General features: G+C 55.9%; 36 protein-coding genes. 11 read left to right on the top strand and 25 right to left on the bottom strand.

What is annotated here, in order from left to right:
* The first annotated feature begins 15 nt into the window (after positions 1–15).
* Entirely contained in the window at positions 16–318 is a 303-nt protein-coding gene (locus E3E36_RS00975; protein ID WP_167893583.1) for a ferritin family protein, read from the top strand.
* A gap of 42 nt (positions 319–360) precedes the next feature.
* Here the strand turns inward: E3E36_RS00975 and E3E36_RS00970 are convergent, their stop codons facing one another.
* From E3E36_RS00970 to arsB, 15 genes are all read right to left on the bottom strand, one after another.
* Positions 361–885, bottom strand: a complete 525-nt coding sequence (locus E3E36_RS00970; RefSeq protein WP_167894669.1) for a ferritin family protein — start codon at positions 883–885, stop codon at positions 361–363.
* Positions 863–1,249, bottom strand: coding sequence for an iron-sulfur cluster assembly protein (locus tag E3E36_RS00965; RefSeq protein ID WP_167893582.1), 387 nt, complete (start codon positions 1,247–1,249; stop codon positions 863–865). The genes E3E36_RS00970 and E3E36_RS00965 overlap by 23 nt, the downstream gene beginning before the upstream one ends.
* Before the next feature lie 3 nt (positions 1,250–1,252).
* Positions 1,253–1,612 carry an iron-sulfur cluster assembly protein gene (locus E3E36_RS00960; RefSeq protein WP_167894668.1) on the bottom strand — a complete coding sequence of 120 codons (360 nt, stop codon included), beginning with the start codon at positions 1,610–1,612 and terminating at the stop codon, positions 1,253–1,255.
* Positions 1,613–1,645: 33 nt separating this feature from the next.
* A complete protein-coding gene (locus tag E3E36_RS00955; RefSeq protein WP_167893581.1) occupies positions 1,646–2,251 on the bottom strand; it encodes a hypothetical protein in 606 nt (201 codons plus the stop codon).
* Between the two features lie 121 nt (positions 2,252–2,372).
* Complete coding sequence (locus E3E36_RS00950; RefSeq protein ID WP_167893580.1) at positions 2,373–2,720, bottom strand: class II SORL domain-containing protein; 348 nt, start codon at positions 2,718–2,720, stop codon at positions 2,373–2,375.
* Between the two features lie 10 nt (positions 2,721–2,730).
* Positions 2,731–2,892, bottom strand: a complete 162-nt coding sequence (rd, locus tag E3E36_RS00945; protein WP_012571827.1) for a rubredoxin — start codon at positions 2,890–2,892, stop codon at positions 2,731–2,733.
* Between the two features lie 80 nt (positions 2,893–2,972).
* Positions 2,973–3,488, bottom strand: coding sequence for a rubrerythrin family protein (locus E3E36_RS00940; RefSeq protein ID WP_167893579.1), 516 nt, complete (start codon positions 3,486–3,488; stop codon positions 2,973–2,975).
* An 87-nt stretch (positions 3,489–3,575) separates the two neighbouring features.
* A complete protein-coding gene (locus E3E36_RS00935; protein ID WP_167893578.1) occupies positions 3,576–4,667 on the bottom strand; it encodes an FAD-dependent oxidoreductase in 1,092 nt (363 codons plus the stop codon).
* Positions 4,668–4,676: 9 nt separating this feature from the next.
* Positions 4,677–5,216, bottom strand: a complete 540-nt coding sequence (locus E3E36_RS00930) for a ferritin family protein (protein ID WP_206203453.1) — start codon at positions 5,214–5,216, stop codon at positions 4,677–4,679.
* Between the two features lie 68 nt (positions 5,217–5,284).
* On the bottom strand, positions 5,285–6,514 hold the full coding sequence (locus E3E36_RS00925) for an FprA family A-type flavoprotein (protein WP_167894666.1): 1,230 nt from the start codon (positions 6,512–6,514) through the stop codon (positions 5,285–5,287).
* Between the two features lie 137 nt (positions 6,515–6,651).
* Positions 6,652–7,104, bottom strand: coding sequence for a peroxiredoxin (locus E3E36_RS00920; RefSeq protein ID WP_167893577.1), 453 nt, complete (start codon positions 7,102–7,104; stop codon positions 6,652–6,654).
* A gap of 61 nt (positions 7,105–7,165) precedes the next feature.
* Positions 7,166–8,053 carry a thiamine pyrophosphate-dependent enzyme gene (locus E3E36_RS00915; RefSeq protein WP_167893576.1) on the bottom strand — a complete coding sequence of 296 codons (888 nt, stop codon included), beginning with the start codon at positions 8,051–8,053 and terminating at the stop codon, positions 7,166–7,168.
* A complete protein-coding gene (locus E3E36_RS00910; RefSeq protein WP_167893575.1) occupies positions 8,050–9,762 on the bottom strand; it encodes a 2-oxoacid:acceptor oxidoreductase subunit alpha in 1,713 nt (570 codons plus the stop codon). Before E3E36_RS00910 ends, E3E36_RS00915 begins: the two co-directional genes overlap by 4 nt.
* A gap of 117 nt (positions 9,763–9,879) precedes the next feature.
* On the bottom strand, positions 9,880–10,470 hold the full coding sequence (locus E3E36_RS00905; protein WP_167894665.1) for a SagB/ThcOx family dehydrogenase: 591 nt from the start codon (positions 10,468–10,470) through the stop codon (positions 9,880–9,882).
* A gap of 55 nt (positions 10,471–10,525) precedes the next feature.
* Positions 10,526–11,623 (bottom strand): ACR3 family arsenite efflux transporter, encoded by a 1,098-nt coding sequence (gene arsB / locus E3E36_RS00900; RefSeq protein ID WP_167893574.1) that lies wholly within the window; start codon positions 11,621–11,623, stop codon positions 10,526–10,528.
* A gap of 149 nt (positions 11,624–11,772) precedes the next feature.
* Here arsB and E3E36_RS00895 point away from each other — a divergent pair, with 149 nt between their 5' ends.
* Positions 11,773–12,225, top strand: a complete 453-nt coding sequence (locus E3E36_RS00895) for an arsenate reductase ArsC (RefSeq protein ID WP_167894664.1) — start codon at positions 11,773–11,775, stop codon at positions 12,223–12,225.
* Between the two features lie 26 nt (positions 12,226–12,251).
* On the opposite strand, the gene E3E36_RS00890 is transcribed toward E3E36_RS00895, so the two are convergent.
* Positions 12,252–12,686 carry a ferredoxin family protein gene (locus E3E36_RS00890; protein ID WP_167893573.1) on the bottom strand — a complete coding sequence of 145 codons (435 nt, stop codon included), beginning with the start codon at positions 12,684–12,686 and terminating at the stop codon, positions 12,252–12,254.
* On the opposite strand from E3E36_RS00890, the gene msrB reads away from it, so the two are divergent.
* Positions 12,672–13,124: a peptide-methionine (R)-S-oxide reductase MsrB gene (gene msrB, locus E3E36_RS00885; RefSeq protein WP_342764389.1), complete on the top strand. Its 453-nt coding sequence runs from the start codon at positions 12,672–12,674 to the stop codon at positions 13,122–13,124. The genes E3E36_RS00890 and msrB overlap by 15 nt on opposite strands.
* Before the next feature lie 11 nt (positions 13,125–13,135).
* Here the strand turns inward: msrB and E3E36_RS00880 are convergent, their stop codons facing one another.
* From E3E36_RS00880 to E3E36_RS00855, 6 genes are all read right to left on the bottom strand, one after another.
* Positions 13,136–13,489 (bottom strand): DUF302 domain-containing protein, encoded by a 354-nt coding sequence (locus tag E3E36_RS00880; protein WP_167893572.1) that lies wholly within the window; start codon positions 13,487–13,489, stop codon positions 13,136–13,138.
* 13 nt (positions 13,490–13,502) lie between these two features.
* Positions 13,503–14,801: a cytochrome c biogenesis protein gene (locus tag E3E36_RS00875; RefSeq protein WP_167894662.1), complete on the bottom strand. Its 1,299-nt coding sequence runs from the start codon at positions 14,799–14,801 to the stop codon at positions 13,503–13,505.
* A 61-nt stretch (positions 14,802–14,862) separates the two neighbouring features.
* Entirely contained in the window at positions 14,863–15,192 is a 330-nt protein-coding gene (locus E3E36_RS00870; protein WP_167893571.1) for a hypothetical protein, read from the bottom strand.
* A complete protein-coding gene (locus E3E36_RS00865; protein WP_240911746.1) occupies positions 15,193–15,489 on the bottom strand; it encodes a hypothetical protein in 297 nt (98 codons plus the stop codon).
* An 84-nt stretch (positions 15,490–15,573) separates the two neighbouring features.
* Complete coding sequence (locus E3E36_RS00860) at positions 15,574–16,110, bottom strand: nitroreductase family protein (RefSeq protein WP_167893570.1); 537 nt, start codon at positions 16,108–16,110, stop codon at positions 15,574–15,576.
* Positions 16,111–16,119: 9 nt separating this feature from the next.
* A complete protein-coding gene (locus tag E3E36_RS00855; RefSeq protein WP_167893569.1) occupies positions 16,120–16,659 on the bottom strand; it encodes a bifunctional 2-polyprenyl-6-hydroxyphenol methylase/3-demethylubiquinol 3-O-methyltransferase UbiG in 540 nt (179 codons plus the stop codon).
* Positions 16,660–16,799: 140 nt separating this feature from the next.
* On the opposite strand from E3E36_RS00855, the gene E3E36_RS00850 reads away from it, so the two are divergent.
* The 7 genes from E3E36_RS00850 to E3E36_RS00820 all read left to right on the top strand — a co-directional run bounded on the left by E3E36_RS00850 (position 16,800) and on the right by E3E36_RS00820 (position 23,161).
* The gene (locus E3E36_RS00850; RefSeq protein WP_206203452.1) at positions 16,800–17,768 is read left to right on the top strand and encodes a ThiF family adenylyltransferase; all 969 of its coding nucleotides are present in this window, start codon (positions 16,800–16,802) and stop codon (positions 17,766–17,768) included.
* Position 17,769: 1 nt separating this feature from the next.
* The gene (gene thiI, locus E3E36_RS00845; protein WP_167893568.1) at positions 17,770–18,861 is read left to right on the top strand and encodes a tRNA uracil 4-sulfurtransferase ThiI; all 1,092 of its coding nucleotides are present in this window, start codon (positions 17,770–17,772) and stop codon (positions 18,859–18,861) included.
* 48 nt (positions 18,862–18,909) lie between these two features.
* Positions 18,910–19,434 carry a ferritin gene (locus tag E3E36_RS00840; protein ID WP_167894659.1) on the top strand — a complete coding sequence of 175 codons (525 nt, stop codon included), beginning with the start codon at positions 18,910–18,912 and terminating at the stop codon, positions 19,432–19,434.
* A gap of 117 nt (positions 19,435–19,551) precedes the next feature.
* On the top strand, positions 19,552–20,295 hold the full coding sequence (sufC, locus tag E3E36_RS00835; RefSeq protein WP_167894658.1) for a Fe-S cluster assembly ATPase SufC: 744 nt from the start codon (positions 19,552–19,554) through the stop codon (positions 20,293–20,295).
* Positions 20,273–21,700, top strand: a complete 1,428-nt coding sequence (gene sufB / locus E3E36_RS00830) for a Fe-S cluster assembly protein SufB (protein WP_167893567.1) — start codon at positions 20,273–20,275, stop codon at positions 21,698–21,700. Before sufC ends, sufB begins: the two co-directional genes overlap by 23 nt.
* The gene (locus E3E36_RS00825; RefSeq protein WP_167893566.1) at positions 21,700–22,809 is read left to right on the top strand and encodes a SufD family Fe-S cluster assembly protein; all 1,110 of its coding nucleotides are present in this window, start codon (positions 21,700–21,702) and stop codon (positions 22,807–22,809) included. The genes sufB and E3E36_RS00825 overlap by 1 nt, the downstream gene beginning before the upstream one ends.
* Positions 22,810–22,924: 115 nt before the next feature.
* Positions 22,925–23,161, top strand: a complete 237-nt coding sequence (locus E3E36_RS00820; RefSeq protein ID WP_167893565.1) for a hypothetical protein — start codon at positions 22,925–22,927, stop codon at positions 23,159–23,161.
* A 28-nt stretch (positions 23,162–23,189) separates the two neighbouring features.
* Here the strand turns inward: E3E36_RS00820 and E3E36_RS00815 are convergent, their stop codons facing one another.
* Together E3E36_RS00815 and E3E36_RS00810 are read right to left on the bottom strand one after the other, a co-directional pair.
* A complete protein-coding gene (locus E3E36_RS00815) occupies positions 23,190–23,798 on the bottom strand; it encodes a cytochrome b5 domain-containing protein (protein ID WP_167893564.1) in 609 nt (202 codons plus the stop codon).
* A gap of 9 nt (positions 23,799–23,807) precedes the next feature.
* Positions 23,808–24,005 carry a DUF2892 domain-containing protein gene (locus E3E36_RS00810; RefSeq protein WP_167893563.1) on the bottom strand — a complete coding sequence of 66 codons (198 nt, stop codon included), beginning with the start codon at positions 24,003–24,005 and terminating at the stop codon, positions 23,808–23,810.
* Positions 24,006–24,097: 92 nt separating this feature from the next.
* On the opposite strand from E3E36_RS00810, the gene E3E36_RS00805 reads away from it, so the two are divergent.
* Positions 24,098–24,658: an Lrp/AsnC family transcriptional regulator gene (locus E3E36_RS00805; protein ID WP_167893562.1), complete on the top strand. Its 561-nt coding sequence runs from the start codon at positions 24,098–24,100 to the stop codon at positions 24,656–24,658.
* 6 nt (positions 24,659–24,664) lie between these two features.
* Here E3E36_RS00805 and E3E36_RS00800 read toward each other — a convergent pair whose 3' ends face one another.
* Positions 24,665–25,231: an NADPH-dependent FMN reductase gene (locus tag E3E36_RS00800; protein WP_167893561.1), complete on the bottom strand. Its 567-nt coding sequence runs from the start codon at positions 25,229–25,231 to the stop codon at positions 24,665–24,667.
* Between the last annotated feature and the right edge of the window lie 80 nt (positions 25,232–25,311).

Raw genomic sequence — 25,311 nt, 5'->3', positions numbered from 1 at the left:
TACAACGGTGATACCATGCTCGCGAAATACCCCTTTGAGCTCCCGAAGGACAGGCCTTTAACCAAGAGGGAGATAGCTCAGGCCCTCCGCTGGGCCATCGAGGCCGAGCTCGACGCCATAAGCTTCTACGAGCAGCTGGCCGAGGGCATCGAGGACGAGAGGATAAAGCACATCTTTCTGGATGTCGCCAACGAGGAGAAAGAGCACTTCGGCGAGTTTCTGGCGGCCCTCTTCGAGGTTGACGAGGAGCTGGCCAAGTACCTCAAAAACGGCTTCAAGGAAGTAGAAGAGGAGACCGGGATAAAGGTCAGGTTCTGACCCCTGCGGCTGCCCCATTTATTTTCTCTGTTCCGAAACTCTTCACGGTCCCACGTGCATCATCTGGCTGTACATCTCCCAATCGAGGAGCAGCTCGTATTCAGCGCGCAGCGTGTAGTAGTGGCCCTTCTCCATGTCACTGAGGTAGCGCATGAGCCTCTTTCTGTCGTCCGTCCCGACCATCTTCTCTATCCCCTCGTAGAAGTGTGCCGCTATCTCTTCTGCCTTCATGGCCCAGCGGATAAGTTCTATGATGTCCTGAACCCCCCGGAGCTCCCGCGCCACGGGGGTGAGCTCCGGCCCTATATGCTCCTCAGGGAATACGACCTCTTTACCCGGAAACATGTTTTTATACATCTTCCGCAGAAGGGCCTCGTGTTTTCCTTCCTCCCTTGCGAGCCACTCTATCTTGTCCCTGAGGCTCTTCACCTCAATCTTCTCGGCGAGGCTCTTGTAGAACCTCCTCGCACCTATCTCTGCCTTTATGGCCATCCCGAGGAGCTCCTCGAGGGAGAAGTCCTTAATCCTTTCGAGGGGAAGCCCCTCATCGAGTTCGGGCGGAACCATCATTATCACCCCATTCCTCAAGCAAAAGCCCTATCTCGTTATACACCTCGATCCTATTAAACCCTTCCTCCCGCAGCACCCGGATAATATCCCTCAGGATCCTCCTCTGCACGTTCACCGCTATGCTCTGGCAGAAGTGACACTCCGGGGTCGAGCGGGCGAGGAGGAGGAATACCTGAGCCCTGCCCCCCTCGACGGTCAGACCGTAGAGGAGGCCTTCGTCAACAATGTTTACCCCGGTTTCGGGGTCGTTTACTGACCTCAGGACTTCCACGACCCGCTTCACTTCAGGTGGGAGATCCTCCCTGGGGCCCCTCTTGGGGGTTCTCTTCTTTGGAGACCTGAAGATTCCTAGGAGACTCATCTTTCATACCTTCTCAAGACTTATATCCTCAATTCTGTACCCTTTCTTGTTCTCGAAGACCCCGACGGGATTGTTCTTTAGGTCGTAGACGTAGACGTTTTGGAACTTCACGAGGGCAAACCTCTCGATAATGTCGCCAATTATCTTTGAGTATGCTATGGCGCTCGCGCCCGTTATGTTGTACTCGGCGTGGCTCTCGAAGTTGAGCCATATTTTGAGGGTGTCCCCGTTGACTTCAAGCCCCGCTACCACTCCCGAGTCCAGGATGTCCCCACCTGTGACGGGGTCGGTTATCTTGGCTAGCTCGTCGAGAACGGCCCTGTAGTGCCGGGGCCACTCGCGGTTGGGCATGTAAACCTTCATTTTCCTCACCTGTTGAGACTACTGGGTGTACGGTTATAAGCTTTCCTGGGCATTTCTGGGGAAGCGCTGTCTGAGAACCCCGTGGAGCGCTATGAGCGTGGACACCCACAGGGCCGTGGATGTTATGTAGAGGGCCATGGCAAGGGGATTGCCGGGTGCAACTATGTTGGCCGGAACAAATAGGGTGAAAAGCCACGCGGAAAGCCTGGCGGTTTTACTGTACGGGCTGGGGGTATGCACGTAGAACGCTGCCGCGTCCATGAGGACTACCACCGCGATGGCCGAGAACGACTCTATTATGTACATTGTTCTGGTGCCGCTCAGCGTGAGGGAGAAGACTATCACGGCTACCTGGACGAGCATCTCCGGCTTTGCCCGAACCAGGCCGCTTTCGGAGAGGGCGTACACAACCAGCGCCGGCCCCAGAATGACCAGGACTGCTATTGTCGCCGTGCCCATCCCTGCTATCAGCTCCACAAAGCCCAGCCCAGTCAGGAGCCCACCCAAAAGCAGGAACCATGAGATCCTATTCGTCCCGAGCCGAAACCTCTCTATACTCATCGAGAGGTACCATGTCAGAAATATCCCCACGAGCACCAGGGTACCGCCGGCGCCCATAATGATGTGGTAAGAATACATTTCGTATCATCCCGCACTCCATTGACGGGAGTATATTGAGGGCACCGTTAATAAACCTTCCCGATGAGGGCCCCTTTGGGGTCTCTGGAGAAATAAAAGAGAGGGGGTTGGGGCCTGAGAATCACTCAAGCGCGACCTCGTTCTCCCAGAGGCCATGGATGTTGCAGTAGCTGAGGGCGTAGAGCTTGCCCTTCTTGCCCGTCCTGAAGAAGAAGACCGCCCTCGGCTCGGTGAGCGGGTCGCCGTGGTTGGCGAACTCAACGCGGCCGACGAGTATCGGGAAGTTCTCGCCCTCCGGGTGGAAGTAGAGCTCGATCCAGGCTATGTGGTGCTCCGGAGTGTTCGGGTGCGGTATCTCCTTGCCGACCTGAACCTCCACCTTAACGAGGTCGCCTTCCTTGGTGTATTCTATAACGGGGACGTGCTTCTCCCCCTTCCAGTCTCCGCTCCTTATGGTTCCGCTTATCATCCACACCACCTCACTCTATCTTTTCAAACATGTCCTTGGGGGCACCGCAGAGCGGGCAGACCCAGTCCTCGGGAAGGTCCTCGAACTTGGTTCCGGGCTCAATCCCCGTGTCGGGGTCGCCCTCGTCCTCATCATAGATGTATCCACAAACGATGCACTTCCATTTGGCCATTTCTTTCACCACCATAATGTTGGTGATTCGACCTTATAAGGTTTGCGGCTCAAACTTGAGAAATGGAAAAAGCGAAACATTCATTCGAATACTACGAACTTATCCCTGGGGGCACCACAGATCGGGCAGTACTCGGGGACATCATCGATGGCCGTGTAGCCGCAGACGGGGCAGATGTAGACCTTCTTTACCTCGATGTCCTTTCCGCTCTCTGCTATCTCCTTGGCCTTCTTGTAGAGCTCCGCGTGTATCTTCTCCGCCTCAAGGGCGTAGTGGGTCGTCCTTACGGCCTCCTTCTCGCCCTGGAACTCGGCGGCGTTGTGGAACACTGGGTACATCTCCTCGACCTCGTAGGTCTCGCCGTCTATGCCCGCCTGAAGGTTCTCAGGCGTCTTGCCCAGGTTCCCAAGGGCTATGAAGTGGTTCTTGGCATGGATGAACTCGGCGTGAGCTATAGCCCTGAAGAGCTTGGCTATGTTCGGATATCCCTCCTTCTCGGCCTGCTCGGCAAAAATCAGGTACCTCATGTGGGCCATGCTTTCGCCGGCGAAGGCATCCTCCAGAAACTTCCGGGTCATTTTTTTCTTCACCACCATACGCACCACCGCAGTGAAATATTCTGCATTAATACCTCCGCACACGGAGTATATAACGATTTTCCAAACCAAAAGTTTGGATAGTTTTTAACTCAGGTCAATAGGCAGTCCCTCTCTGATGGCCTTTTCGAGCTTGAATGCTTTCCTTATGTTATCCAGAACGACCGCACCAACGACCCTTTCCCCCTCGTAGAAGACCTTTGTGTTGTCATCAAGCCACCTGCCCTGGCCGCGGGTTCTGCCTACGAGCCCCACGTTCATATCGGCAAACTTGAAGTACGTTGAGCGGAAGCTGAAGTCGTAGCGGTCTTCGTTACCAAGCAACAGGTTCGCCAGAACCTTCGCGTGTTCCGTTGCTGCCTTTGCAGTGCCATAGATCCTCCCGTTGTACTCGGCGCAGTCACCTATCGCGTAGACGTCCCTCGCGGAGGTTCTGAAGCGGTCGTCTATGAGAATACCCCTTCCGGCGTGTATCCCGCTCTTTACAGCCAGTTCCCTGTTGGGAACTATTCCAAAGGCACAGACCTTGAGCCTGCCTGGGACGTAGCCCCTGTCCGTGTTCAGGCCTTTTTCATCGGCACTTAGAACGGTTGTCTCAAGGTGAAACTCGACGCCGATCCCTTCAAGCCGCTCCCGTATCCTCTCGCTGAGCTCTTCGTCGAGTCCGAGGAGGGTTCTCCCCCTGTGGACGAGCCTGACCCTATACCCTGCTTTAGCCACGTTGCCCGCTAGCTCCAGGGCGATAAAGCCACCACCGAGGATTATTATCTCTCCTTCATCCTCAAGACGCTCTTTTATCCTGCGGGCGTCGCTGAGGGTTCTGAGGGTCAGGATGTACTCTTTTCCCGGAACCGCCGGCTCCCTTGCCCTCGCACCTGTGGCGAGGACGAGGACATCGTAGGGGAACTCCCCTCTGGACGTCACAAGAACTTTCCTCGCCCTGTCTATGACCCGGGCCTCGGTTCCTAGTTTCAGGGATATCCCCTTCTCCTCATACCAGCCGGGCGGGTAAGGGAACAGCTTTTCCTCCGGCAGGAAGCCCGCTATGTAGTGGCTCAGCATGGGCTTGGAGTAGTGGGGGAGGTTATCCATCTCCACGATGATCACGTCAAATTCTTTGCTCAGGTTTTTGGCCAGCTCAACCCCGCCCGGTCCGTTGCCGACTATAACGACCCTCACGCTGCCACCTCACCGCTTGGTGTGCGGGCCGAGGTAGAGCTCCAGCTGGGCACCGAAGAACTCGATCGGTGCGTTTACGTACTCCTGCTGCCCCTGCGTCACGTCCTCAAGGTACTCGGTATGGCTCCTTATCGCTGCGTAGTGCGCCCTCTCCTGGGCCGCCAAGAACTTGAATATGCCCCTGTGCTCGGGGAGCGTTTCGGCGAGGTGTGAATATATCCTCTCCGCGTTCTTCTCATTCTCTAGGGCGACCCTCATGGCCTCTATGAGGTTTGCGACGGTATCTACCTTCACCGTCGTTTCTGCGAGGGGTATATCCTCGGGGACCGGGTATTCTGTGTCTCCAAAGAGCTCCTCGTACAGTTTGAGGAGTATCCTCTTGTGGTTCTCCTCCGCCTTGGCGAGATCCTTAAAGAACTCCCCAAGGAGCGCCCCGCTCTTTGACGCGAGGTGCTCGTAGAACTCCTTTGCATCATCCTCTGAGGCCAGGGCATAGCCCAGTATTTCTCTGGGCGACAGCCCGGCAAGTTTTTCAAAAATGTCCTCCATATATACCACCACAGCCAGTTATGTCAGTCCCAGTATTTAAACATACTCTAAGGAGAAAAAGGAAAGGGTCAGCCGATCCATGCAACGAGCTTTCTGACGCCTTCGCGCAGCCTTTCCTCGTCCTCCGGCCTCGGCATGCCGCGGCTCTCAACGACGTCCACAAGGTCGAACTTGCTCCTCGTTATCAGGGTCTCCATCTTCTTTCCAGCAACGCCCGCCCAGCCGAAAGCCCCGACGATGAGGACCGGCTTCTCATAGTTGGCCTTGTCGAGTATCTCGTAGAGTGTATACCTTATGCGCGGGTGTATCTCCGCCTCGTAGGTGGATGCACCTATGACAATTGCCTCACTGTCGGGAACCTCCCCGAGAATGTCACTGACTGCCGGCGCCTCCTTGTCTGTGAACCTGTAAACAATGGGCTTCTTGCCGTGCTTCCTGAGTTCGTCTATGATGACCTCCATCCTTCTCTCCACAAAGCCGTACATTGAGTCGTATACCACCAGAACCTTGTCTTTAGTTGGGGTCCCAGCTCCAACGCGCTCATAGTGCTCGAATATCCTCACTGGATTCTTCCGCCACACCAGCCCGTGTCCGGGGAGTATCATTCTGGCCTCCGTAACTATCCCGAGCTGTTTGAGCTTGGCTATGTTCTGGACGATGTACTTGTGGTAGTGGCCGATGACGGTGACTATGTACTTGGTCACGTGGGGCAGGTACTCCCTGACGACCTCCTCGTCGCTGTCATCTATGTCCTTGGGGATTCCGTAGCCGCCCCCAGCATCGCAGCTGAAGAGGAGCCTCTCCTCCACAACGTAGGTTATCATGGTGTCCGGCCAGTGGAGCCAGGGGACGGTTATGAAGCGGAAGGTCTTCCCCCCTATCTTCATCTCCTCGCCGTCCTTTATTGTCTGGAAGTTTTCCACCACCCTCTCGCCGTAGAATCCCTCAAGGAAGCGCTTGGCGAAGCTTGTACCTATGAGCCTGGCTTTGTAGCCGTTGGCCTCAAGAACCGCCGGAAGCGCACCGGTGTGATCCGGCTCCGTATGGTGGATCACGATGTGGGTTATCTCCCGGGGGTCGATGATCTTTCTGAGGCCCTCCATGAATAGGTCTGTGTAATCCCCCTTGGTAACGTCGAAGAGGACGACGGCATCATCGAGCTTCATCAAATAGGCGTTGTAGGTTATTCCCTCCGGAATGTCCCAGGTGGCCTCGAAGTACCTTATCCTGTCATCGTCGACCCTGAGGAGGTACAGTTCTGGGTCGTCGAGTATCTTTTCAACCCTCAGGCCAGGCATTTTTATCACCGAACCTATTTGGTGCGGAAGCATAAAAAGCCTTTCTTGACCAAAAAGTTAAGGACAGAATTGGGTAAAGTTAAAATTTTGAAAGGGCTGGCCTCTCTCCTGCCCTAAAGCGGGATTTGAGGGAAAATTCACGTTCCTTCCAGCAGGCTGAAGATTTCCTCCAGATCCGGAACCTCCCTTATCGGATAGACCTTGAAAAATATGACCTTCCCCTCCTCATCAACCAGCACGTTGGCCCTCTCCGAGAACCCTTCCTTTTCGCGGAAGAGCCTGTAGAGCTTCGCCGCTTCACCGTGCGGCCAGAAATCGCTCAGAATCCTCAGCTTCTTGAGGCCGATGTGCTCCGCCCAGGCCTTCTTGCTCGGCACAGGGTCAACGCTTATGCCAACGGGGACGACGTTCAGTCCCTCAAAGTGCCCGTAGTTCTCCTCTAGGGCCTTCATCTGCTTCTCGCATATCCCAGTCCACGCCAGCGGGTGGAAGGATAGCAGAACCTTCTTCCCCCTGAAATCACTCAGTCTGAATTCCTCCCCGTTCTGATCCTTCAAAACAAAGTCCGGAGCCTTTTCACCAACCTCCATAATAACACCTCCAACTCGTTTTCGACGCAGAAGTTGAAAAAGAAAAAGTTCGGGGGCGGTCTCAAAGCTTCTTGGACTCGAAGAACCTCTCCACGAGGTCGAGCTTTGGTTCCCTCTGCCATAGCGGTCTCTTGTCCCTCCTGTAGGCCGACACGTTCTCTTCAAAGGTGGGCTTCTTGTTGATGTAGAAGATTCCCAGCGGGAGGGGGTCGGTCTCTATCGCGCGCTTGAAGGCGGCCTCCCTGTCGTAAGGGTCGTGGTCGTCCATCCAGTAGGTGTGCTCCCTGTACCAGGCGTAGGTGTTCACCTTGTTGAAGCTGACGCACGGGTGGAGGATATCAACTATCGCGAGGCCTTTGTGCTGGATGGCTTTCTTGATTATCTCGACGCTCTCCTTGAAGTAGCCCATGAATGTTCTGGCGACAAAGGAGGCGTTTAACGCGACAGCTAAAGCGACGGGATTAAAGGGCTCCTCGAAGACGCCCCAGGGCTGTGTCGGCGTCTTCATACCCACCATGGTTGTAGGCGAGGCCTGCCCTTTGGTGAGACCGTATATCTGGTTGTCGTGGATGAGGACGGTTATGTCGGGGTTGCGCCTTATCGCGTGCAGCAGGTGATTGCCACCTTCAGCGTACATGTCGCCGTCTCCACCTTCCGCTATGACGGTCAGCTTAGGGTTTGCGGCTTTAACACCGGTCGCTATCGGTATTGCCCTTCCGTGGAGTGTGTGGTATCCATTTGCGTTGATGTAGTGGGGCATCTTTGCCGCCTGTCCTATCCCGCTGATTATTGCCACCTGGCTCGGCTTTAAGCCGAGTTCTGCCAGAGCGGAGATGAGTATGTTCCTTATGCCAAAGTTCCCGCACCCCGGACACCAGGCAACGTCCTTACTGGTCGGCCTCTTGGGCTCAAAGGCCTCCCTGCCGGTTGGCAAAGTGGGAGCGTTCATTCTACCACCCCCTTCAGGGCATCAAGAACTTCTTCCACCGAGAACGGCCTGCCGTCGTGCTTCAGAACGCGGTGGTGGACTTCAACACCGAGCTCCTTTTTGAGAAGGTCTGCGAACTGGCCGGTTATGTTGTTCTCCACAGCTATCACTATTTTGCCCTCAAAGAACTTCTTCGTCTTCGGGTTGAGTGGATAGACCCAGCTGAAGTGGAGCAGTGCCACGTCATCCCTCCCAAGCTTATCCAGAGCCTCCTCGATGACGTGTAGCGTCGAACCCCACGCAACCACGAGGTACTTTGCGTTTTCCTCTCCGACCAGCTTCGGCAGGGGTGCGTTCCTCCTTACCGTCTTGAGCTTTTTGATAGCCCTCTTCTCCTGCATCCTCCTCGTCATCTCTGCCTCCTCCGTTATGTCGCCCCACTCGTCGTGCTCGTTTCCGTTGGCGACGACAACGTCCTCACCGTAGCCCGGCACTGCCCTCGGCGAGATTCCGTCCTCGGTCAGCTCGTATCTCCGATAGCCGGGCTTCGCCTCGACGATGTGCCTCTCAAACTTCACTTTGCCCACGTCCGGGGCTGGGAGGTTGTAGTAAGTGTCCACGAAGTACTGGTCGGTGAGGATTATCACGGGCACCTGGTACCTGTCGGCCAGGTTGAACGCCTCGGCCGTCAGGTAGAAGGCCTCCTCAAGGCTCCCCGGCGCGAGGATTATCCTCGGGAAGTCGCCGTGACCGGCGTAGAGCACGAGGTTCAAATCGCCCTGCATAGTTCTCGTCGGCAGGCCTGTTGCAGGCCCGGGCCTCTGGGCGAGGTGGATAACCACCGGGTTCTCGGCCATTCCGGCCAAGCTCAGCGCTTCGCTCATGAGGGCAAAGCCTCCGCCTGAGGTGCTCACCATCGCCCTGGCTCCCGCGTACCAGGCTCCGAGGGCCATGTTTATCGCGGAGATCTCGTCCTCCACCTGCTCGACGATTATCTCAAACTCCTCCGCATGCTGGGCCGCGAAGGTCGAGACGCCGGTTGACGGGCTCATTGGATAGAAGGACAGGAAGTTCATTCCCCCCGCCAGGGCACCTATGCCCGCCACCTCGGTGCCGGTGAGAAGAACCTCGTCCTTAACGCTCTCGTCCTTCTGCACCTCCACCGCTATTGTCCCTTCCTCGCAGAGCTTAACTCCCAGCTCGTAGCCCTTCTTCGCCGCCTCGAGGTTCTTCTGGACAACGTTCTCGCCCTTCGCGCCAAAGCGCCTCCTCAGGTACTCCTCGACGGCCTTGAAGTCGCCGTGGAAGAGGCCCACTATCACGCCCGCTGCTATCGTGTTAAGGTAGAGCTGGCTCCCGACCTTGGTGGCCATTTTGGTGAGGGGAACCTCCACGAGGTTGACTTTCTCCAAAAACTCGTCCTCAACGTTTTCCCTCTCTCCGAGGATGACGGTGTTTTCCGAGAGCCTATCCCTGACCCAGGTGAGCACTCCCTGCTTGAAGGGCACGAGGATGTCTATCCTCTTTACAAATGCTCTGACGCGTCTGGAAGAAACGCGTATCTCAGTGGTGTTTATTCCGCCACGCACGCGGGACATGTACTCCTTGTTTGCATAGACGTGGTAGCCGGACTCCTTAAGGGCGTGGGTGAGGATTCCCTCGACGGTCTGCACGCCCTGGCCCGCGGCACCACCCAGCACTATAGAAACGTCTTCCTTAAACTCTGCCATACGGCATCACTTCCAGTTGAGTTCGACTTCCGACATCATAAGGTTTGTGAATTAGACTTATATAATTTTCTTTTGCAAACCAAAAATAGTTGGGCAGGGGAAAGGACAACGTAAAAATCACTCCACCGGAATTCCCACGGGGAATATGTAGAGCGGCTCGCCCGGCACCCCTAGCAGTGCCTTGACCTCCTCGTCCCTGAAGGCACCGACCGCCACCGTCCCGAGGCCGAGTGCGGTGGCTTGGAGATAGATGTTCTGTCCCATGTGGCCGGCGTCAATGTGCACGTAGCGTATTCCCCTCTCGCCGTACCTGCTCGTCGTCCTCTCGTAGTGGGCCACTATAACGATGTTTGCAGGGGCCGTCTTAACGTGCCTCTGGCCAAGGCAGGCCCTGGCTAGGGGGCTGCTAATGTCCCCCTCGCACACCAGTTCGAGGGTGTGGCTCTTCCCGTCGTAGTGGTAGAGGCCGGGTTTGATGCCGGTGACGTTAGAAACCGCCACATAGACCTCGAAGGGGTAGCGCGCGCCGGCACTTGGAGAGGTCCTTTTGCCCCACGTATTTATCCCATAGGCCGCCCAGAGTATCTGGGAGAGCTGTTCAAGGGCTATCGGTTCGTCCCTGTACCTCCTCACGCTCTTCCTGAGATTCACCGCCTCCTCAAGGCTCATCTCCCCCCTCAACCTGGGCGCGGGAAGTTTGACCCTCATTTGCATCCCAAAATTAGTGAAGTTGAATTCATAAATTAAAGTTTTGGAGGAACGCTCACTCCTCAGTGAGTGCCAGCGCGGCACTCCCCGCTTCGAACTCTGCTGTGAAGAGGTCTTTAGTCCGGTTGGCTATCCAGACGAGGCTGAGCATTATAGGCACTTCCTCCAGAACTCCAACGACCGTCGCCAACGCCGCGCCGCTTTTGAGGCCGAAGAGGGCTATCGCCACCGCCACCGCTAACTCGAAGAAGTTGCTGGCACCGATGAAGGATGCCGGAGCCGCGACCTTATGCGGGAGCTTCCAGAGCCACGACCATCCATAGGCTATGGTGAATATGAAGTAGGTCTGTATCGTCAGCGGGACCGCTATGAGAACTATGTGGAGCGGGTTCTGAAGGATTATCTTCCCCTGGAAGGAGAAGAGGAGTATCAAAGTGAGGAGAAGGCCGATGATTGAGACGGTGCCCAGCTTTGGGAGGAACTCCCTCTCGAACCACTCCCGTCCTTTAGTCCTGAGAATGTGCCTCCTGGAGAGATAGCCGGCGGTGAGTGGAATCACCACGAAGAGTACGACCGAGAGGAGGAGCGTGTCATAGGGCACGGGGACCTCGTTGAGCCCCATGAGGAAGCCCACTATCGGGGCGAAGGCAAAGAGTATTATGAGGTCGTTGGTAGCGACCTGCACGAGCGTGTAGAGCGGGTCTCCGTCGGCCAGGTAGCTCCACACGAAGACCATTGCCGTGCACGGCGCGGCTCCGAGGAGTATCGCGCCCGCTATGTACTCCTTTGCCAGTGAGGGCTCGATGAGGCCGAGCTTCGCCGAGAAGAGCGCACCTATGAAGAACGAGCTTATGAGGAACATGCTGAAGGGCTTTATCAGCCAGTTGGTGACCCACGTGACGGTTAGGCCTTTGAGCATCTGGCCCTTGTGCACTCTCCTTATCGCGGAGAAGTCCACCTTGACCATCATGGGGTATATCATCGCCCATATCAGCACCGCTATGGGCATGTTGACGTTCGCAACGGTGAGCTTTGAGAGGGCCTCGGGGAGCGCTGGAAAGAACTTCCCGACCGCTATCCCCGCGATTATGCAGAGGAGAACCCACAGCGAGAGGTACTTTTCGAACAGACCCAGCCCTTTCTTCTCCTCCATTTTCTTACACCATACCGACTAAAAAAATTTCAAATATAAGGGTTTTCAAAACCTTATGTTTGCCACCTTTTCCGGGAGCTATATAGGCTACATAGAATACTGCGGCAAGGGATTTAAAGCCCGTCTCAGAGCCCTTTCCGGTGAGAAAAATGGGGGAAAAGCTCGTACTATTTGTCTGCGTCAAGAACTCGGCGAGGAGCCAGATGGCGGAGGCCTTCTTCAACCACTTCAACGACGACCCGCGCTTCCATGCTATGAGCGCAGGGACGGAATCGGCTGACGAGATAGACCCGCTCGCAAGGGAGGTCATGGAGGAGGTTGGAATTTCCCTCGACGGACAGAGGCCGAAGCTATACACCGAGGAGATGGCGGAGGAGGCTTACCTTGTAATAACCATGGGTTGCCTCGACAAGTGCCCCTACGCTCCCCCCGAAAAAACGTGGGACTGGGGGCTCGACGACCCCTACGATCACCCCATTGAGAAGTACCGCGAGGTAAGGGATAAGATAAGGCAGCGCGTCCTGAAGCTCGTTGATGACTTGAAAAGCGGAAAGAGCAGGGAGGAGATAATAGGGCGAAAGAGCCTTTTCAGAATTGAATAGCGGATATCCTTGATGCTCTTGATCCCTCATCCTTTCTTTGGAGGACCCTGCTCGGGCGTTGTCGTTGTCTCTTCCTCGCTCATGTGGTCCTTCTTGGTGATCTGGCTCACTATCTCAAAGGCCTTCTTCGTGACGCGGCCCTTTGCCACCCACTTCTTCAGGTACTCCCTCGGCGGGAACTCTATGGCGTCGCAGGGGCATATCATAGCGCAGGTATTGCAGCCAACCATGCAGTTGTATGGCCTCGCCACTATAGGTTTTCCCTCCTCGGTGTCCCAGTCGAAGACCCTCCTCCCGCAGGTAACGAAGCAGATTCCACAGCCGGCGCAGACATCGTAGTTGATTTTGGGGTACCACTCTATTTTCTTCCTCTCAACTCCCCACCAGGGGACAACGCTGAGGTCCTTAACGGGCCTTCCAAGGGCGTCCTTTCCGATAACGGGTGCATCAATGTTGGACATATCCTCCACCCCGATACTACTAAAAAAATTTCATTTAAAATATTTTTCATATGTTTTTGTTTTCAACTGTCAGTTCTGGACGGTTCTGTTCAGAAAGTCTTCGAGTACTGGGACAGCCACGAAGAGGGCATTTACGTTGATGTCGTCTCGGGAGAACCGCTCTTCAGATCCTTCGATAAATTCAACTCGGGAACGGGATGGCCGAGCTTCACGAAGCCCCTTGAGGAGTGGGCGATGGTCGAGGCTGAGGAATGCGAGGGCTTCCTCTGTGGAAGGGAGGTTAGAAGCCGCTTCGCCGGCTCCCACCTCGGCCACGTCTTTGAAGAGCCAACCCCAACGGGAAGGCGCTACTGCATAAACTCGGTCTCGCTGAGGTTCATACCAAGGGAGGGGCTGAGAAGGTACGGCTACGTGGCCTACGAGGGGCTGTTCAAATAAAAAAGAGAGGCTCAGAGCTCCTCAATGACAGCCTTAACGTCCTCAAGCGGCTCCCTAATGACATCCACTATGTCGTCTGCTGTGTTTATGGCGATGTAGGTTTCCCCGTCCTTCTGGTAGATGAGCACCGGGCAGGGGGCGAAGGAGCCTATCTCGTACTCGACCTTGATCATCTCGTAGAACTTCTTTGGGTTGCAGACGTAGAGGAGTCTGTAGGGCTCCATGTCAATGCCGAGCTTGGCCTTGACGACGTCGCTGGGCGTGAACTCAAGCACAACCTTGTAGCCCTTCTCCTCAAGCTTTGCCCTAAACTTCTCCTCGGCCTCCTTGAGGCCCATATCCAGCTTTCTCCTGTACCTGAACACACCGACCACCTCCTTAGAGCCCTGAGAGTGATTCAAAGAGCCCGCTCCAGAACTTGAGCGGTGTGAGTTCGGTCAGCATCAGCAGACCCAGGACGATTAGTATCGTCCCGAGGACGATTTCCCATCTGGCTTTGCCCCTTCCGCTCAGCGAAAGCCTGTTCGAGAGGAGCTTCCTGTTCACCCACTCGCCGAGGTCCTTCGAGGCGGTCAGCAGGTAAACGGTGAGACCCATTCCGAGGCCATAGGTGCCCATGACGATGACCCCGCTCAGCGTGTCCCCGCTCAGGGCGGCAGTTATCACCGCGAAGCCCACGTAGGGAGCAATGCAGCCGAGCCACGTTGCACCGAGTGCCGAACCCAGGGCAAAGTCGTAGGCTATGCCCCTCTTTGAGGCTACCCTGTCCGTGGCCGAGAAGCTCAGCAGCCTTTCCATCTTCGTGCTTACCCTCTCGCTGATGAAGCTCAGCCCTATGGCGATGAAGCCGAGGCCGCCGATGAGGTAGAGCGCGCCCTGTATCTGGGACGCGTAGTTGCCGAGGCTTCCGACGAGCGCCCCGAGGAGGGCAAAGGAAACCACCATTCCTGCTATTATCGCCTCGACCTTCCTCCTCGCGAAGGTGAGTGAGAGGGTGCCTGCTATGACTGGGAGCACGCACGGGGAGAAGACGCTGACTATCCCGGCCGAGAATATCGGGAGGAGAACCGCCAGGCTGAGGTTCGTGCTGGCTTCGTTCTCCGCGCTGGGAGTGCCCTCCTTTTGCCCGCTGGAGGTAGCCTGCGTTCCGTCTACCGAACCATCTCCTAAAGCCAGCTCAACGAAGGCCTTAAGACCTTCTGGGCTAAGTGCCCCAACCGCTACCCCTTTCAGGATCCTGCTGCCGTTCTCTGCCTTGAATATGACCATTGTGGGTGTTCCGGGGACGCCGACGCTTATCTCCTCGCCTGGCTTTTTCGGGGTGTAGTAGCCGGAGTTGTCCGGCTGGATGACTATTACCGGGTCGTAGACTCTGTAGCGGAGCGTCGTTATCGGGCGGCCTTTGTAGACATCCACTGAGACTAGGACGAGGTTTTCCAGTGCCCCATAAGCTGTTGGGGTTGGGAAAACGCTCTGTTTCATGTACTGACAGGCAGGACAGCTTTCAGAGTGGTAGAAGATGAAGAAGTACTTTCCATCGTTGGCGGCCATCAGTTCGCTGAGCCCCGCCTCGCTTGAAATGTCGTGGAAGTTCAGGTTGCCGTACCTCACCGTGCCGGCACTCACGAGGCCCCCTGTGAATGCGAGAATCAGAACGAACAAAAGCGCCTTCCGCACCCTTTCCACCTAAAAAAGATTTAGACAGTGGTTAAAAAGCCTTTTTTTGAAGCTTTTTTCATCAAAACGTCATCGGGACGTAGCCCTCCTCAAGCTTTTCCGCTATTATCCTCCCGACGTACTCAACCTTCGTGTACTTCTCCAGAGGCCCCACAAAGCCCTCGACCTCGGCTATTCTCCTGCACGCTATCGGGATCCTGCCCATTTCTGCCAGCTTCTTTACCCATGGTATGAAGAGCTCGTCCCCCTCTGCCACCGCCCTCTCTGCCGGCCCGAAGAGTATGACCTCAACATCTTCAGCCCAGCCGTTCTGCAGGGCGTTGGCGGCCCACATGAACCCTGGAAGGGCCCTTTCGTCGGGGCTGGTGATTATCACGAGAACCTTCACCATCTACACCACACCCCCTACCACTGCAGTTTCCAGTTCCTCTATGTCCCTCACGGAGATCTCGGCATTCCCTGCGATGACGTTTATGTTACCGCAGTCGTACTTGGCGCACAGGCCAAGGCAGCCTTCAACGCTCACCTCGTACCCCTTCCTTTTCAGCAGGGCGACGACGTCGTCAAGGCGCTCCCCGGCGCAGAACTTGCACACCTTTGCGGTTGGAAAGACGTTGCATCCATTTTCACCCATGAGTACCACCGGTATTTTATACTCTGGACTGCTTATTGGGTTTATCTTTGCCATTATAGAAAAGTCAGTGCCAGGAAATTTTACAGTTTATATTCGTCCTTACCAGGTAGCAGAAGAGTGGCATGGATAAATAAAAAGCTACCTCCAGGGCTTCCCGAACCTGTTGCGGCTCACTTTTTCCCACTCAAAGACCTCATCGCCGTGCGGAGGCTTGTTCTCAGCTGGATAGCCGATCCCGATTATGCAGAGCACCCGGTAGTTTTCCGGAATCCCCAAAAGCTCCCTAACGTACTCCTCGGCCGTTTTGCCTTCACCGTGCATCCTGTTCCTTATCTGCACCCAGAAGGAGCTCAGCCCGAGGGCAAACGAAGTGAGCTGGATGTGCTCCGCCGCTATACTCGCGTCCTCTATCCAGACGTCGCTTCTGCTCTCGTCCGCCGTAATAACTATCGCCAGCGGTGCCGTTGCGAGGCCGGAAGCGCCAAGCTTCGCCTTCGAGAGGGCCTTCAGCTTTTCCTCCTCGTCCACCACTATGAAGTGCCAGGGCCTCCTGTTGAACGAGCTGGGCGAGAGGAAAGCTGCCTCAAGGAGCTTCTCCACAAGCTCCCGTGGCACGGGCCTGTCCTGGAACCGCCTAACACTCCTCCTCTTTCGAAGGACTTCAAAGAACTCCATGCGATCACCTCACGTTTTCGGCTTCAGGAGCATCAGGTAGTGGTAGGGGAGTTCCCGGTATCTGACAACCTCCAAACTCCCGGCAAGTCTGATCACGTCCTCAGGTGAGAGCCTCTCGTGGATAGGCGGCCCGAAGGGCATAGGTTCTTTCTTCCACTCCGCAACGAGGACAAACGCCTTCCCCGCCCAGCGGAGGTACTCCCGCGGGTTCTCCATCTCATGCAGGACACTTGAGAAGACCACAAGGTCGAAGTCGCCTATATCCGGCGGCCTCTCTGTGATCACCACCTCGACGTTATCCAGCTTTTCGTCTTCGATTCTTCTTTTCAGAATCTCCGCCATTTTTGGACTTGCTTCGATGGCATAAACCCGTTGGAACGCCCTCGCCAGGGGCACGGTTAGGTACCCTGTGCCGGCCCCGACGTCCACAGCCGTCCTCCTTCGGACTCCGGCACTTAGGGCGAACCCGACGACATCCTCCGGTGGAAAAACCCTCCGTCTCCACTCCGAGTCCAGTACATGAGCGTGCCCGGGATTGAACCGATGCATCACAACCCCCCTGAACCACTGATCCCCAAAGGTACAAATCCCTTTTGGTGGGTCAGAATTTCCCGTGAGCCCCTACAAGATAAACCTTTGGTTTCCAAAACCCTTTTTATCCCCTCGCCCAAGCCAGATGTGGTGAGAGCATGCAGGTGGGAATGGACTTTTCGAGGCACTTCCCGATCATAGGCATCGAGGGACAAAGGAGGCTGGGCGAGAGCACGGTAGCGGTGGTTGGGGCTGGAGCCCTGGGCAGCTGGGAGGTCTACTTCCTCCACAAGCTCGGCGTGGGAAAGATAATCGTCATAGACAGGGATTTCGTTGACGAGAGCGACCTCCCGAGAACCATGTACACCAAGGAGGACGTCGGAAAGCCGAAGGTGGAAGTCCTCAAGGAGCGCTTTGGAGTAATCGGCCACTTCGAGGATTTAAACCCCGGAACGGTTAACCTTCTTGATGAGGCTGACCTCATAATCGACGGGACGGACAACATATACACGAGACAGGTGATAAACGACTACGCAGTCAAAAACAACAAGCCGTGGATATACGTGGGCGTTCTCTCCACTTACGGCAATGTGATGCCGATAATCCCTGGAAAAACAGCGTGCTTCCGGTGTCTGATGCCCAAACTCCCCGAGAGGCCGATGCCCACCTGCGCGGTGGCGGGGATAATGAGCTACGTCCCCACCTTTGCGGCATCTCTAGCCGTTGCACTGGCGGCAAAGATACTCCTCGGTGAGGAAGTGAAGAGCGAGCTGATATTCTTTGACCTCCGGAGCATGGACTTCGAGAGGGTCGAGATACCGAGGAGGGACGACTGTCCGGCATGCTCCCTCAGAAAGTTCGAGTTCTTAGAGAAGAAAATCAAGATAGAGCGCCTCTGCGACGGTTCGATACAGGTCACGCCGCCGGTCAGAATGAGCGTAGACTTCGATGAGCTTGAAAAGCGCCTCGAAAAGCTCGGAATCGAGGTACTCAAGACGAGCCAGTTCATCCAGTTCGAGGACGACTACCTTGAGATCCTCATTTTCCAGGGCGGCAGGATGGTGATACGGGGCGTCGAGGACGAGAACGAGGCCAAGAACATCTTCGCCCGCTACCTGGGTGGTTGAAGTGATAATAGTCCGCTACGGCGAGATAGGCATCAAGGGCGGAAAGAGAAGGGAGTTCGAGAGGAAGTTAGCGGAGAACATCGGGAAGGCGCTGAGGAGAAAGGGGATTGAGGGGAAGACAAAAATAATCCGGGGCAGGATCCTCGTCGATGTCCCAGACGAGGCGGCTGAAATAATCGCCAAAGTGCCCGGTGTGGTTTCCGTCTCCCCCGCGAGGGTGATGGAGTACGAGGAGATTCCCGCCTACCTGAAGGAGGCCCTCAAGGACTACAACCCAAGAAGCTTCAGGGTGGACACCCGGAGGCTCGACAAGACCTTCCTCAAGACCTCCATGGAGGTAAACCGCGAGATTGGGGCCTTTGTCGTCGAGAACTTTGGCTGGAAGGTCGATCTGGAGAATCCTGAGCTTACGATAGGCATTGAGATCATCGGCGGAAAGGCCTACGTCTTCTTTGAGAAGATACCCGGAGTGGGCGGCCTGCCGGTTGGGACGCAGGGCAAAGTCGTCGTCCTGCTAAGCGGGGGCATAGACTCACCGGTCGCGGCCTTCCTCATGCTCAAGCGCGGGGCGGAGGTAATAGCCCTCCACTTCGACCAGGGGCTCAACGCTAGGAACGTGGTGGAGAGGGTCGTTGACATACTGGAGGACTACTCGCCGGAGCCGATAGAACTTATAGTAGAGAACCACTTCGAGGTGCTCAAGCCCTACGTCTCGGCACTGGCCAGGGCGAAGCTCCGCGAGTGGACGTGCGTCGTCTGCAAGGTGGCCATGCTCAGGAGGGCGGCAGAGATAGCGAGGGAAAAAGGCGCCCTCGGCATAGTGACCGGAGACAGCCTCGGTCAGGTCGCCAGCCAGACCCTTGCCAATCTCTACTTCGAGACCATGAGCGTCCGCTTCCCGGTTCACCGGCCGCTCCTCGGCATGGACAAGGAAGAGATAGTGGCGATAGCCAGGAGGATAGGAACCTACGAGGCTTTCTTGGAGTACCCCTACTGCGACTGCCCGTTCCGGCCTGAGAGGGTTGTGACCAGCGGAAAACTTGAGCAGTTCCAGCGGGTTCTGGAGGCCCTTGATAGGGAGGGTGTGGTATGAGAAAATTTTTAAAGTAACCGGGGGTAAATATACCTGGAGGTGGCGGAGATGCTGAGCGAGAGGATGCTGAAGGCCCTCAACGAGCAGCTGAACAGGGAGCTGTATTCGGCGTACCTGTACTTCTCGATGGCGGCCTATTTTGAGGACATGAACCTGGAGGGATTTGCGAACTGGATGAAGGCCCAGGCCGAGGAGGAGCTCGGACACGCACTCAGGTTCTACAACTACATATACGACCGCAACGGCAGGGTCGAGCTCAAGGCCGTCCAGGAGCCGCCCAAGGAGTGGGACTCCCCGCTGGCGGCGTTTGAGGCTGCCTACGAGCACGAGCAGTTCATAACCAGACACATACACGAGCTCGCTGCCCTTGCTGAGGAGGAGAAGGATTATTCAACGAGGGCCTTCCTCGAGTGGTTCATCAACGAGCAGGTCGAGGAGGAGGCAAACGTCAAGAAGATCGTCGATAAACTCAAGTTCGCCAAGGACAGCCCGCAGGTCATATTCATGCTCGATCAGGAGCTCGGTCAGAGGCAGCCCCAGCTCCCCGGACTCCTTCTGCAGGCTGGGGGCTGAGGTTTCCCTCTTCTCCAAACCCTTTCTGGCTCTCGGCAAATACACAGTTTTGCGAAGAAAGGTTTTAAAAGTGTACTTTTCTACCCAAACGCGGGTAAAGAAAAAACGGTGATGCTCATGCTGAAAGTGGAAGATCTCCATGTTAAGGTTGCCGAAAAGGAAATCCTCAGGGGAGTGAACTTTGAACTCGCATCGGGCGAGCTCCACGTTGTCATGGGACCGAACGGTTCAGGAAAGTCGACGCTTGCCCTGACCATAGCAGGCCACCCCAGATACACTGTCGCCCGGGGCAGGATAATCTTCGACGGGGAAGACATAACGGGGGTAAAGCCGGAGGAAAGGGCCAGAAAGGGTATCTTTCTCAGCTTCCAGCATCCGGTGGAGGTCGAGGGAGTCAAGGTCATAAACTTCCTCCAGAGGGCCCTGAAGAACCTCCGGGGCATAGAGGAGGTTGAAGCCTACGACATGATATTCAAGGCCGTTGAGGATCTCGGCTTTGACAGTTCAATCCTCTCCAGAGAACTCAACGTCGGCTTCTCCGGCGGCGAGAGGAAGAAGCTTGAGATGCTCCAGGCCTACCTCGTGAGGCCAAAGCTCCTGATCCTCGACGAACCCGACAGCGGAGTTGACGTGGATTCGCTCAAGGTCATAGCCGGGATAATAGCGAGGCTCCACAAAGAGGGCACCGGGATACTCCTCATCACGCACTACGGCAGAATACTGGAATACCTCAACCCCCAGAGGGTTCACGTGCTCAAGGAGGGCAGGCTCGTCGTCTCCGGTGGAATGGAGCTCGTGAGGCTGATTGAGGAGAAGGGCTTCGCGGCGGTGGAGGAAAATGGGACAGCAGTCAAGGCTTGAGGAAATACTCAAGGCAGGCTCACTTGAGGAGATACTGGGTACCGCCGTCCCCTACCCCAAGGAGATCGAGTTGCGCGGTGAAATCACCGAGGACGTCATCAGGGAGATATCCCGCATAAAGAACGAGCCCGAGTGGATGCTCAGGCACAGGCTTAAAGCACTTGAGTTCTTCAAGAAGCTCCCGATGCCCAAATGGGTGGTTGGAATAGAGGAGCTCGACCTCGAGAGCTTCTCCCTCTACTCGAAGCCCGAGGTGGGCAACGAAGTTAAGGACTGGGACGACCTGCCCGAGAACATCAGGAAGACCTTTGAAAGGCTCAATATCCCGGAGATAGAGAAGAGGTTCCTCTCCGGCCTTACCGCTGTCTTCGACAGCGAGAGCGTCTACTCCCAGCTTAAGGAGGAGTTCGAGAAAAAGGGCATCATCATGATGCCCATGGAAGAGGCCGTCCAGAAGTATCCCGAGGTAGTCAAGAAGTACTTCGGGAAGGTCTTCCCGCCGGGCGAGCATAAGTTCTCGGCCTTACACCACGCCCTCTGGAGCGGTGGGGCGTTCGTTTACATCCCGAAGGGAGTTAGAGTGCCCTTCCCGATAGAGGCCTTCTTCGTCATAGGCTCTGCATTGGAGGGGCAGTTCGAGCACACCCTCCTCATAGCGGACGAGGGAAGCTACGTCCACTTCATAGAAGGCTGTAGCGCGCCGATGTACAAGGGCTTCTCATTCCACGACGGTATGGTTGAGATTTACGCCCACAGAAATGCCACTGTCAAGTTCACGACGATACAGAACTGGAGCAGGAACGTCATCAACTTCAACAACAAGAGGGCCATCATAGAGGAAAACGCCTACGTCGAGTGGATAGAGGGCAGTATCGGAAGCCACATAACCTACACCTACCCGTCGAGTGTCCTTAAGGGTGAGGGAGCAAGGACGGCGCAGTACGTCGTCTCTCTCAGCAACGGGCCCTACCTCAAGGACACCGGCGCTAAAACATGGCACCTCGCACCGAACACGAGCTCAAAGATAGTCTCGAAGAGCATAAGCGCCAACGGCGGGACGAACATCTACCGCGGCCTGGTGAGAATAATCAAAGGGGCAAAGAACTCCACCGCGACGGTCTCGTGCGACTCGCTCATCCTCGACGAGGAGAGCAGGGCCTACACCTACCCACACAACCAGAACGACGAGCCCACAGCGAGCATAATCCATGAGGCAACGACCGGAAAGCTCGGTGAAGACAAGCTCTTCTACATGAACTCCCGCGGTATCGGCGAGGATGAAGCCAAGAGCCTCATCGTGCTCGGTTTCATCAGCGAGATACTGGAGGGACTGCCCTTCGAGTACGTGGAGGTGCTCAAGAAGGTCATAGAGCTTGAGTTCAGCGAGGTCGGGGGTGTCGGCTGATGTTCATGCCAAAAGTCTCGCTCGAGACCCTTGAAAAGCTCACCTATCAAAAGTACGGCGACAGCCCGACGATAAAGAGCTACACGAACTGGAAGCTCTTCGAGGAGAACTCGCCGCTCAAACTGCCGACGGAGGCGAAGGCTGGGGAGGTGGCGGTTAAGGGACACGTCGTCCTTTCCGGAAGCGAGGCCCAATTTGACCTTCCTGCTGGGATTGAGCTAACCGGGGGGACGCTCGGCCTCTCGCAGCCCGAAGAGTCCAAGATTCTCGGCTTCCACTTCTACGCCCTGAAAAAGGCCTACAGGCTGAGGATAACCGAGGATCTTGCAAAGCCGCTCGTGATAGCCTCGCACCTCTCTGAGAAGGCCTTTGTAAGCCACCACATAAGCATCGAGGTCGAAAACGCAAAGGTGCCAATAATAATTTACGACATCGCCGAAGAGGGAGCAAAGTCCCTCGTGGTGGAGCTGAAGGTGAAGAACGCGGAAATAGAACTTCTCACCGTTGGAAAGCACAAAAGCCTATCACACTACCTCCTGAGGGCCAGCCTGGCCGGAAATAGCAGGGTCAACGCCTTCACAGCGATTTACGGGGGCAGGATGAGCCACCACCGCGAAGACTACTCCCTTGAGGGGGCGGAGAGCGAGCTCGTCCTCAGGGGAATCCCGATAGCGATTGGAACCGCAGTTGACTACCTCACGAATGTCCTCCAGTACGGGGAGAAAAGTAAAAGCGAGACGAGGGTTCACGGCTTCTCATACCGGAACGGTTGGACTGTCCACAGGGGCGTCGCGAAGGTCTTTGAGAGCGCGAGAAACTCCTCCAGCGGCGTTGTCTCGGAGGTAACCATAATGGACGAGGGCTCGCTTGGTGTGAGCGTGCCGATGCTCGAGGTGGACACGGGGGAGATAGAGTCAGCCTTCCACTCCTCAATCGTCCGGCAGTTCGACGAGGATGCCCTGTTCTACCTCCGCTCCCGCGGTCTGAGCAGGGAGGAGGCGATGAGCCTCTTCATCCACGGCATAGGGGAAGCCCTGAGCTCGCACCTCGAGAGGCTGAGGAGCAAGGCAAGGAGCGCCACCGCGGAGCTCGTTGAAGAGCTCCTTTGATTCTTTTTACTCCCTTGTTTTGTTACTTCCGAAAATTTTATATTTGTGAGCCGATTGAAGGGTTCTACAACGTGAGAGGAGGCTTCTTCTACGTGGGCAACGGCAATGTCACAGGATGGACGCCAAGGCTATGGCAGAAAGCGCGGACAGACTAGCGCCGGACTACCTTGACAGGGTTTACCTCGAAGTGATGGCCCTCAGGGAGCCCAAGACTGGCGAGAAGGTAAAGGTCGTCGCCTTCAAGGTTCTTAACACCGACGGGACGATAGCGCTCCGCCAGATGGCGCTTATAAAGAAAGGGAAGGTTCAGGTCAGGGTTCTTTCCGAAAACGGCGTGCCTGGAAGCGATTGAAAATATAAAAAAGGTGGGGCTTTTTTCTTTATCCCCCCACTGTGCCGTTTATGGGTTCCCCGATTGTCCCTATGTAGTACACCTGGAGGACTTCGTAGTCGTTCTGACTGTGCTCCCTGAAGAAGACGTCGGTGGCGTTGGTTCCGCAGTACTTTATTATGGCCTCCCTGCCCCCTGGATGCTCGTCTATGAGCTCTGTAACGTTGTAGACCCTGTCCTCAACGACGACCCAGCAGTCTGTCTCGTTGCTGTGCTTCGCGACCTCTTCGAGGGTCAGAATGGGGGCGGCCGAGACGCTTGAGGCCCCGAAGGGGCTCCCCTGGGGGACCAGCGCCAGGAGAACCACCAAGGCCACTCCGAGCGTCCATGCCGAGAGCACGGCCTTTCTGACCCCGGGCTTTTTCAGGCTCTCGAACCTGCCGAGGGCTATGTATATGCCGGCCGTCGCGTGGACGTAGAACAGCGGTATGAAGAGGTAGGAGGCTATGGTGTGGACTCTCCTGGCCGTTTCATAGCTCATCAGCGACCCAAGGGCCGACGCCGGGTCATTCATTGCCAGGCCGGTTATCATCAGTGCCAGGCTGGCCGCTATCAGCAGCTCCCCGGAGACTATGAGCACCTTGGTTACGCGCTTCACCCTTTCACCTCAGCACCCTTTGCATGTACTTATGCCGAGGAGTTTATAAATGGCACAGAATCCGGTCAGCCCCGTCACCAGTGCGATGAGGCCGACTATAAGGACGGCCGTCGGATACGGCACCTTGTCCGCCGCCCAGAGGCCCAGCAGTATCAGCCCCACGACCACTCTTATGGCCCTGTCGAGGTTCCCCTCGTTCCTCTCCATCAACATCACCTCAATTTTTTACAAAATTCGAAAGAATTATATTCATTTCCCAGGAAATTGAAGGCAAGAACCTTCAAAATGAAGGTGATCGTATGGACGAGCGCGACATGAGGATATACCGCATGCTCAGGAAGGACGGAAGGACAAAGGTGAGCGAAATCGCGAGGGAGCTTGGAATAAGCCACACCTCCGTGAGGGAGAGACTTGAGAGGCTCGAAAGGCGCGGGGATCTGAAGGTGCAGGCTCTCCTCAACATCAGGAAGAGGAACTTCGTCTCAGCGGTCGTTAATCTGCGGGTCAGGAGTATGGACGAGGCCGAGAGGCTGGCGGACGTCTTCGCGAAGTGCCCCCGCACCGTTCTTGTTGCCACGACGACCGGGAAGTACAACCTCAACCTCGCCCTCATTGCGGAAAACTACTCCGCCCTGGAGGTGACCATAGAGAACACGATACGCCCCCTAGAGGAAGTCAGGGAGATGGACGTTTCCCTGGGTTCTTCCCCAGCTTACCCCGAGTTCGTGGACTTCAAGCTCGATCCCGTGAGGGAGGTCGCCCCCTGCGGCAAGGTATGCACCGACTGCTACCTCTATGGAAAGAAATGTATGGGCTGTCCGGCGACGGTTTACTTCAAAGGCTTTGCAGGCAGGGGGTGAAGGGGGTCACAGGCCCTCAACGTCCCTCGTCAGCTTCTCTCTCACCTCGTCCCTTATCGGCTTCAGCGCCTTCGCATACTTTTCAAGCGTCCTGAAAAGCCTCTCAACCCTCTCAATGTACTTCTCGTCCATCAGCTCTTCCCCCTCAAAGATATCGTCCACGTTGTAGAGGAGCACCTGGGCCACTGGAAGCATGCGGTAGTTTAGCATGGCAGTTCTAAGCTCCATCAGTAGCCTCGTTCCCCCTGTAACGACCGAGACGGTAACGATTCCGACCGGCAGGGCCTCGTACTCGTCGTATATCGTGTCGAGGAGTATCTTCAGCTCTCCAGGATAGCTCCCGTTGTACTCGGGGGCAACTATCACCAGTGAGTCCGCCTCAAGAATCTTTTTCCGGTACCTCTCCATCTCCGGCGTTACATTCCAGCGGCGTGTGTGGCGTAAGAGGTAGTCCCTCACGTCTATCAGCTCCGCTTCCCAGCCGAGTTCCTGGGCTTTTCTGGTAATGTACTTCGCGACCTTCTCGCTCTTTCTCCCTTCCCTTGCCGTTCCGAGAACTATCTTAACCCTCATTCTACCACCATATCTGGTTCGTTTTTAAGATATTTAAATTTGTCTTTCAAAATTGGATGTTTTCGATTTTTGAACTTTTC

It is taken from the genome of Thermococcus sp. M36 (assembly GCF_012027355.1).
GTDB lineage: Archaea > Methanobacteriota_B > Thermococci > Thermococcales > Thermococcaceae > Thermococcus.
The sequence above is the reverse complement of the archived record's forward strand: the minus strand, read 5'-3'. Positions and strand labels throughout refer to the sequence as shown.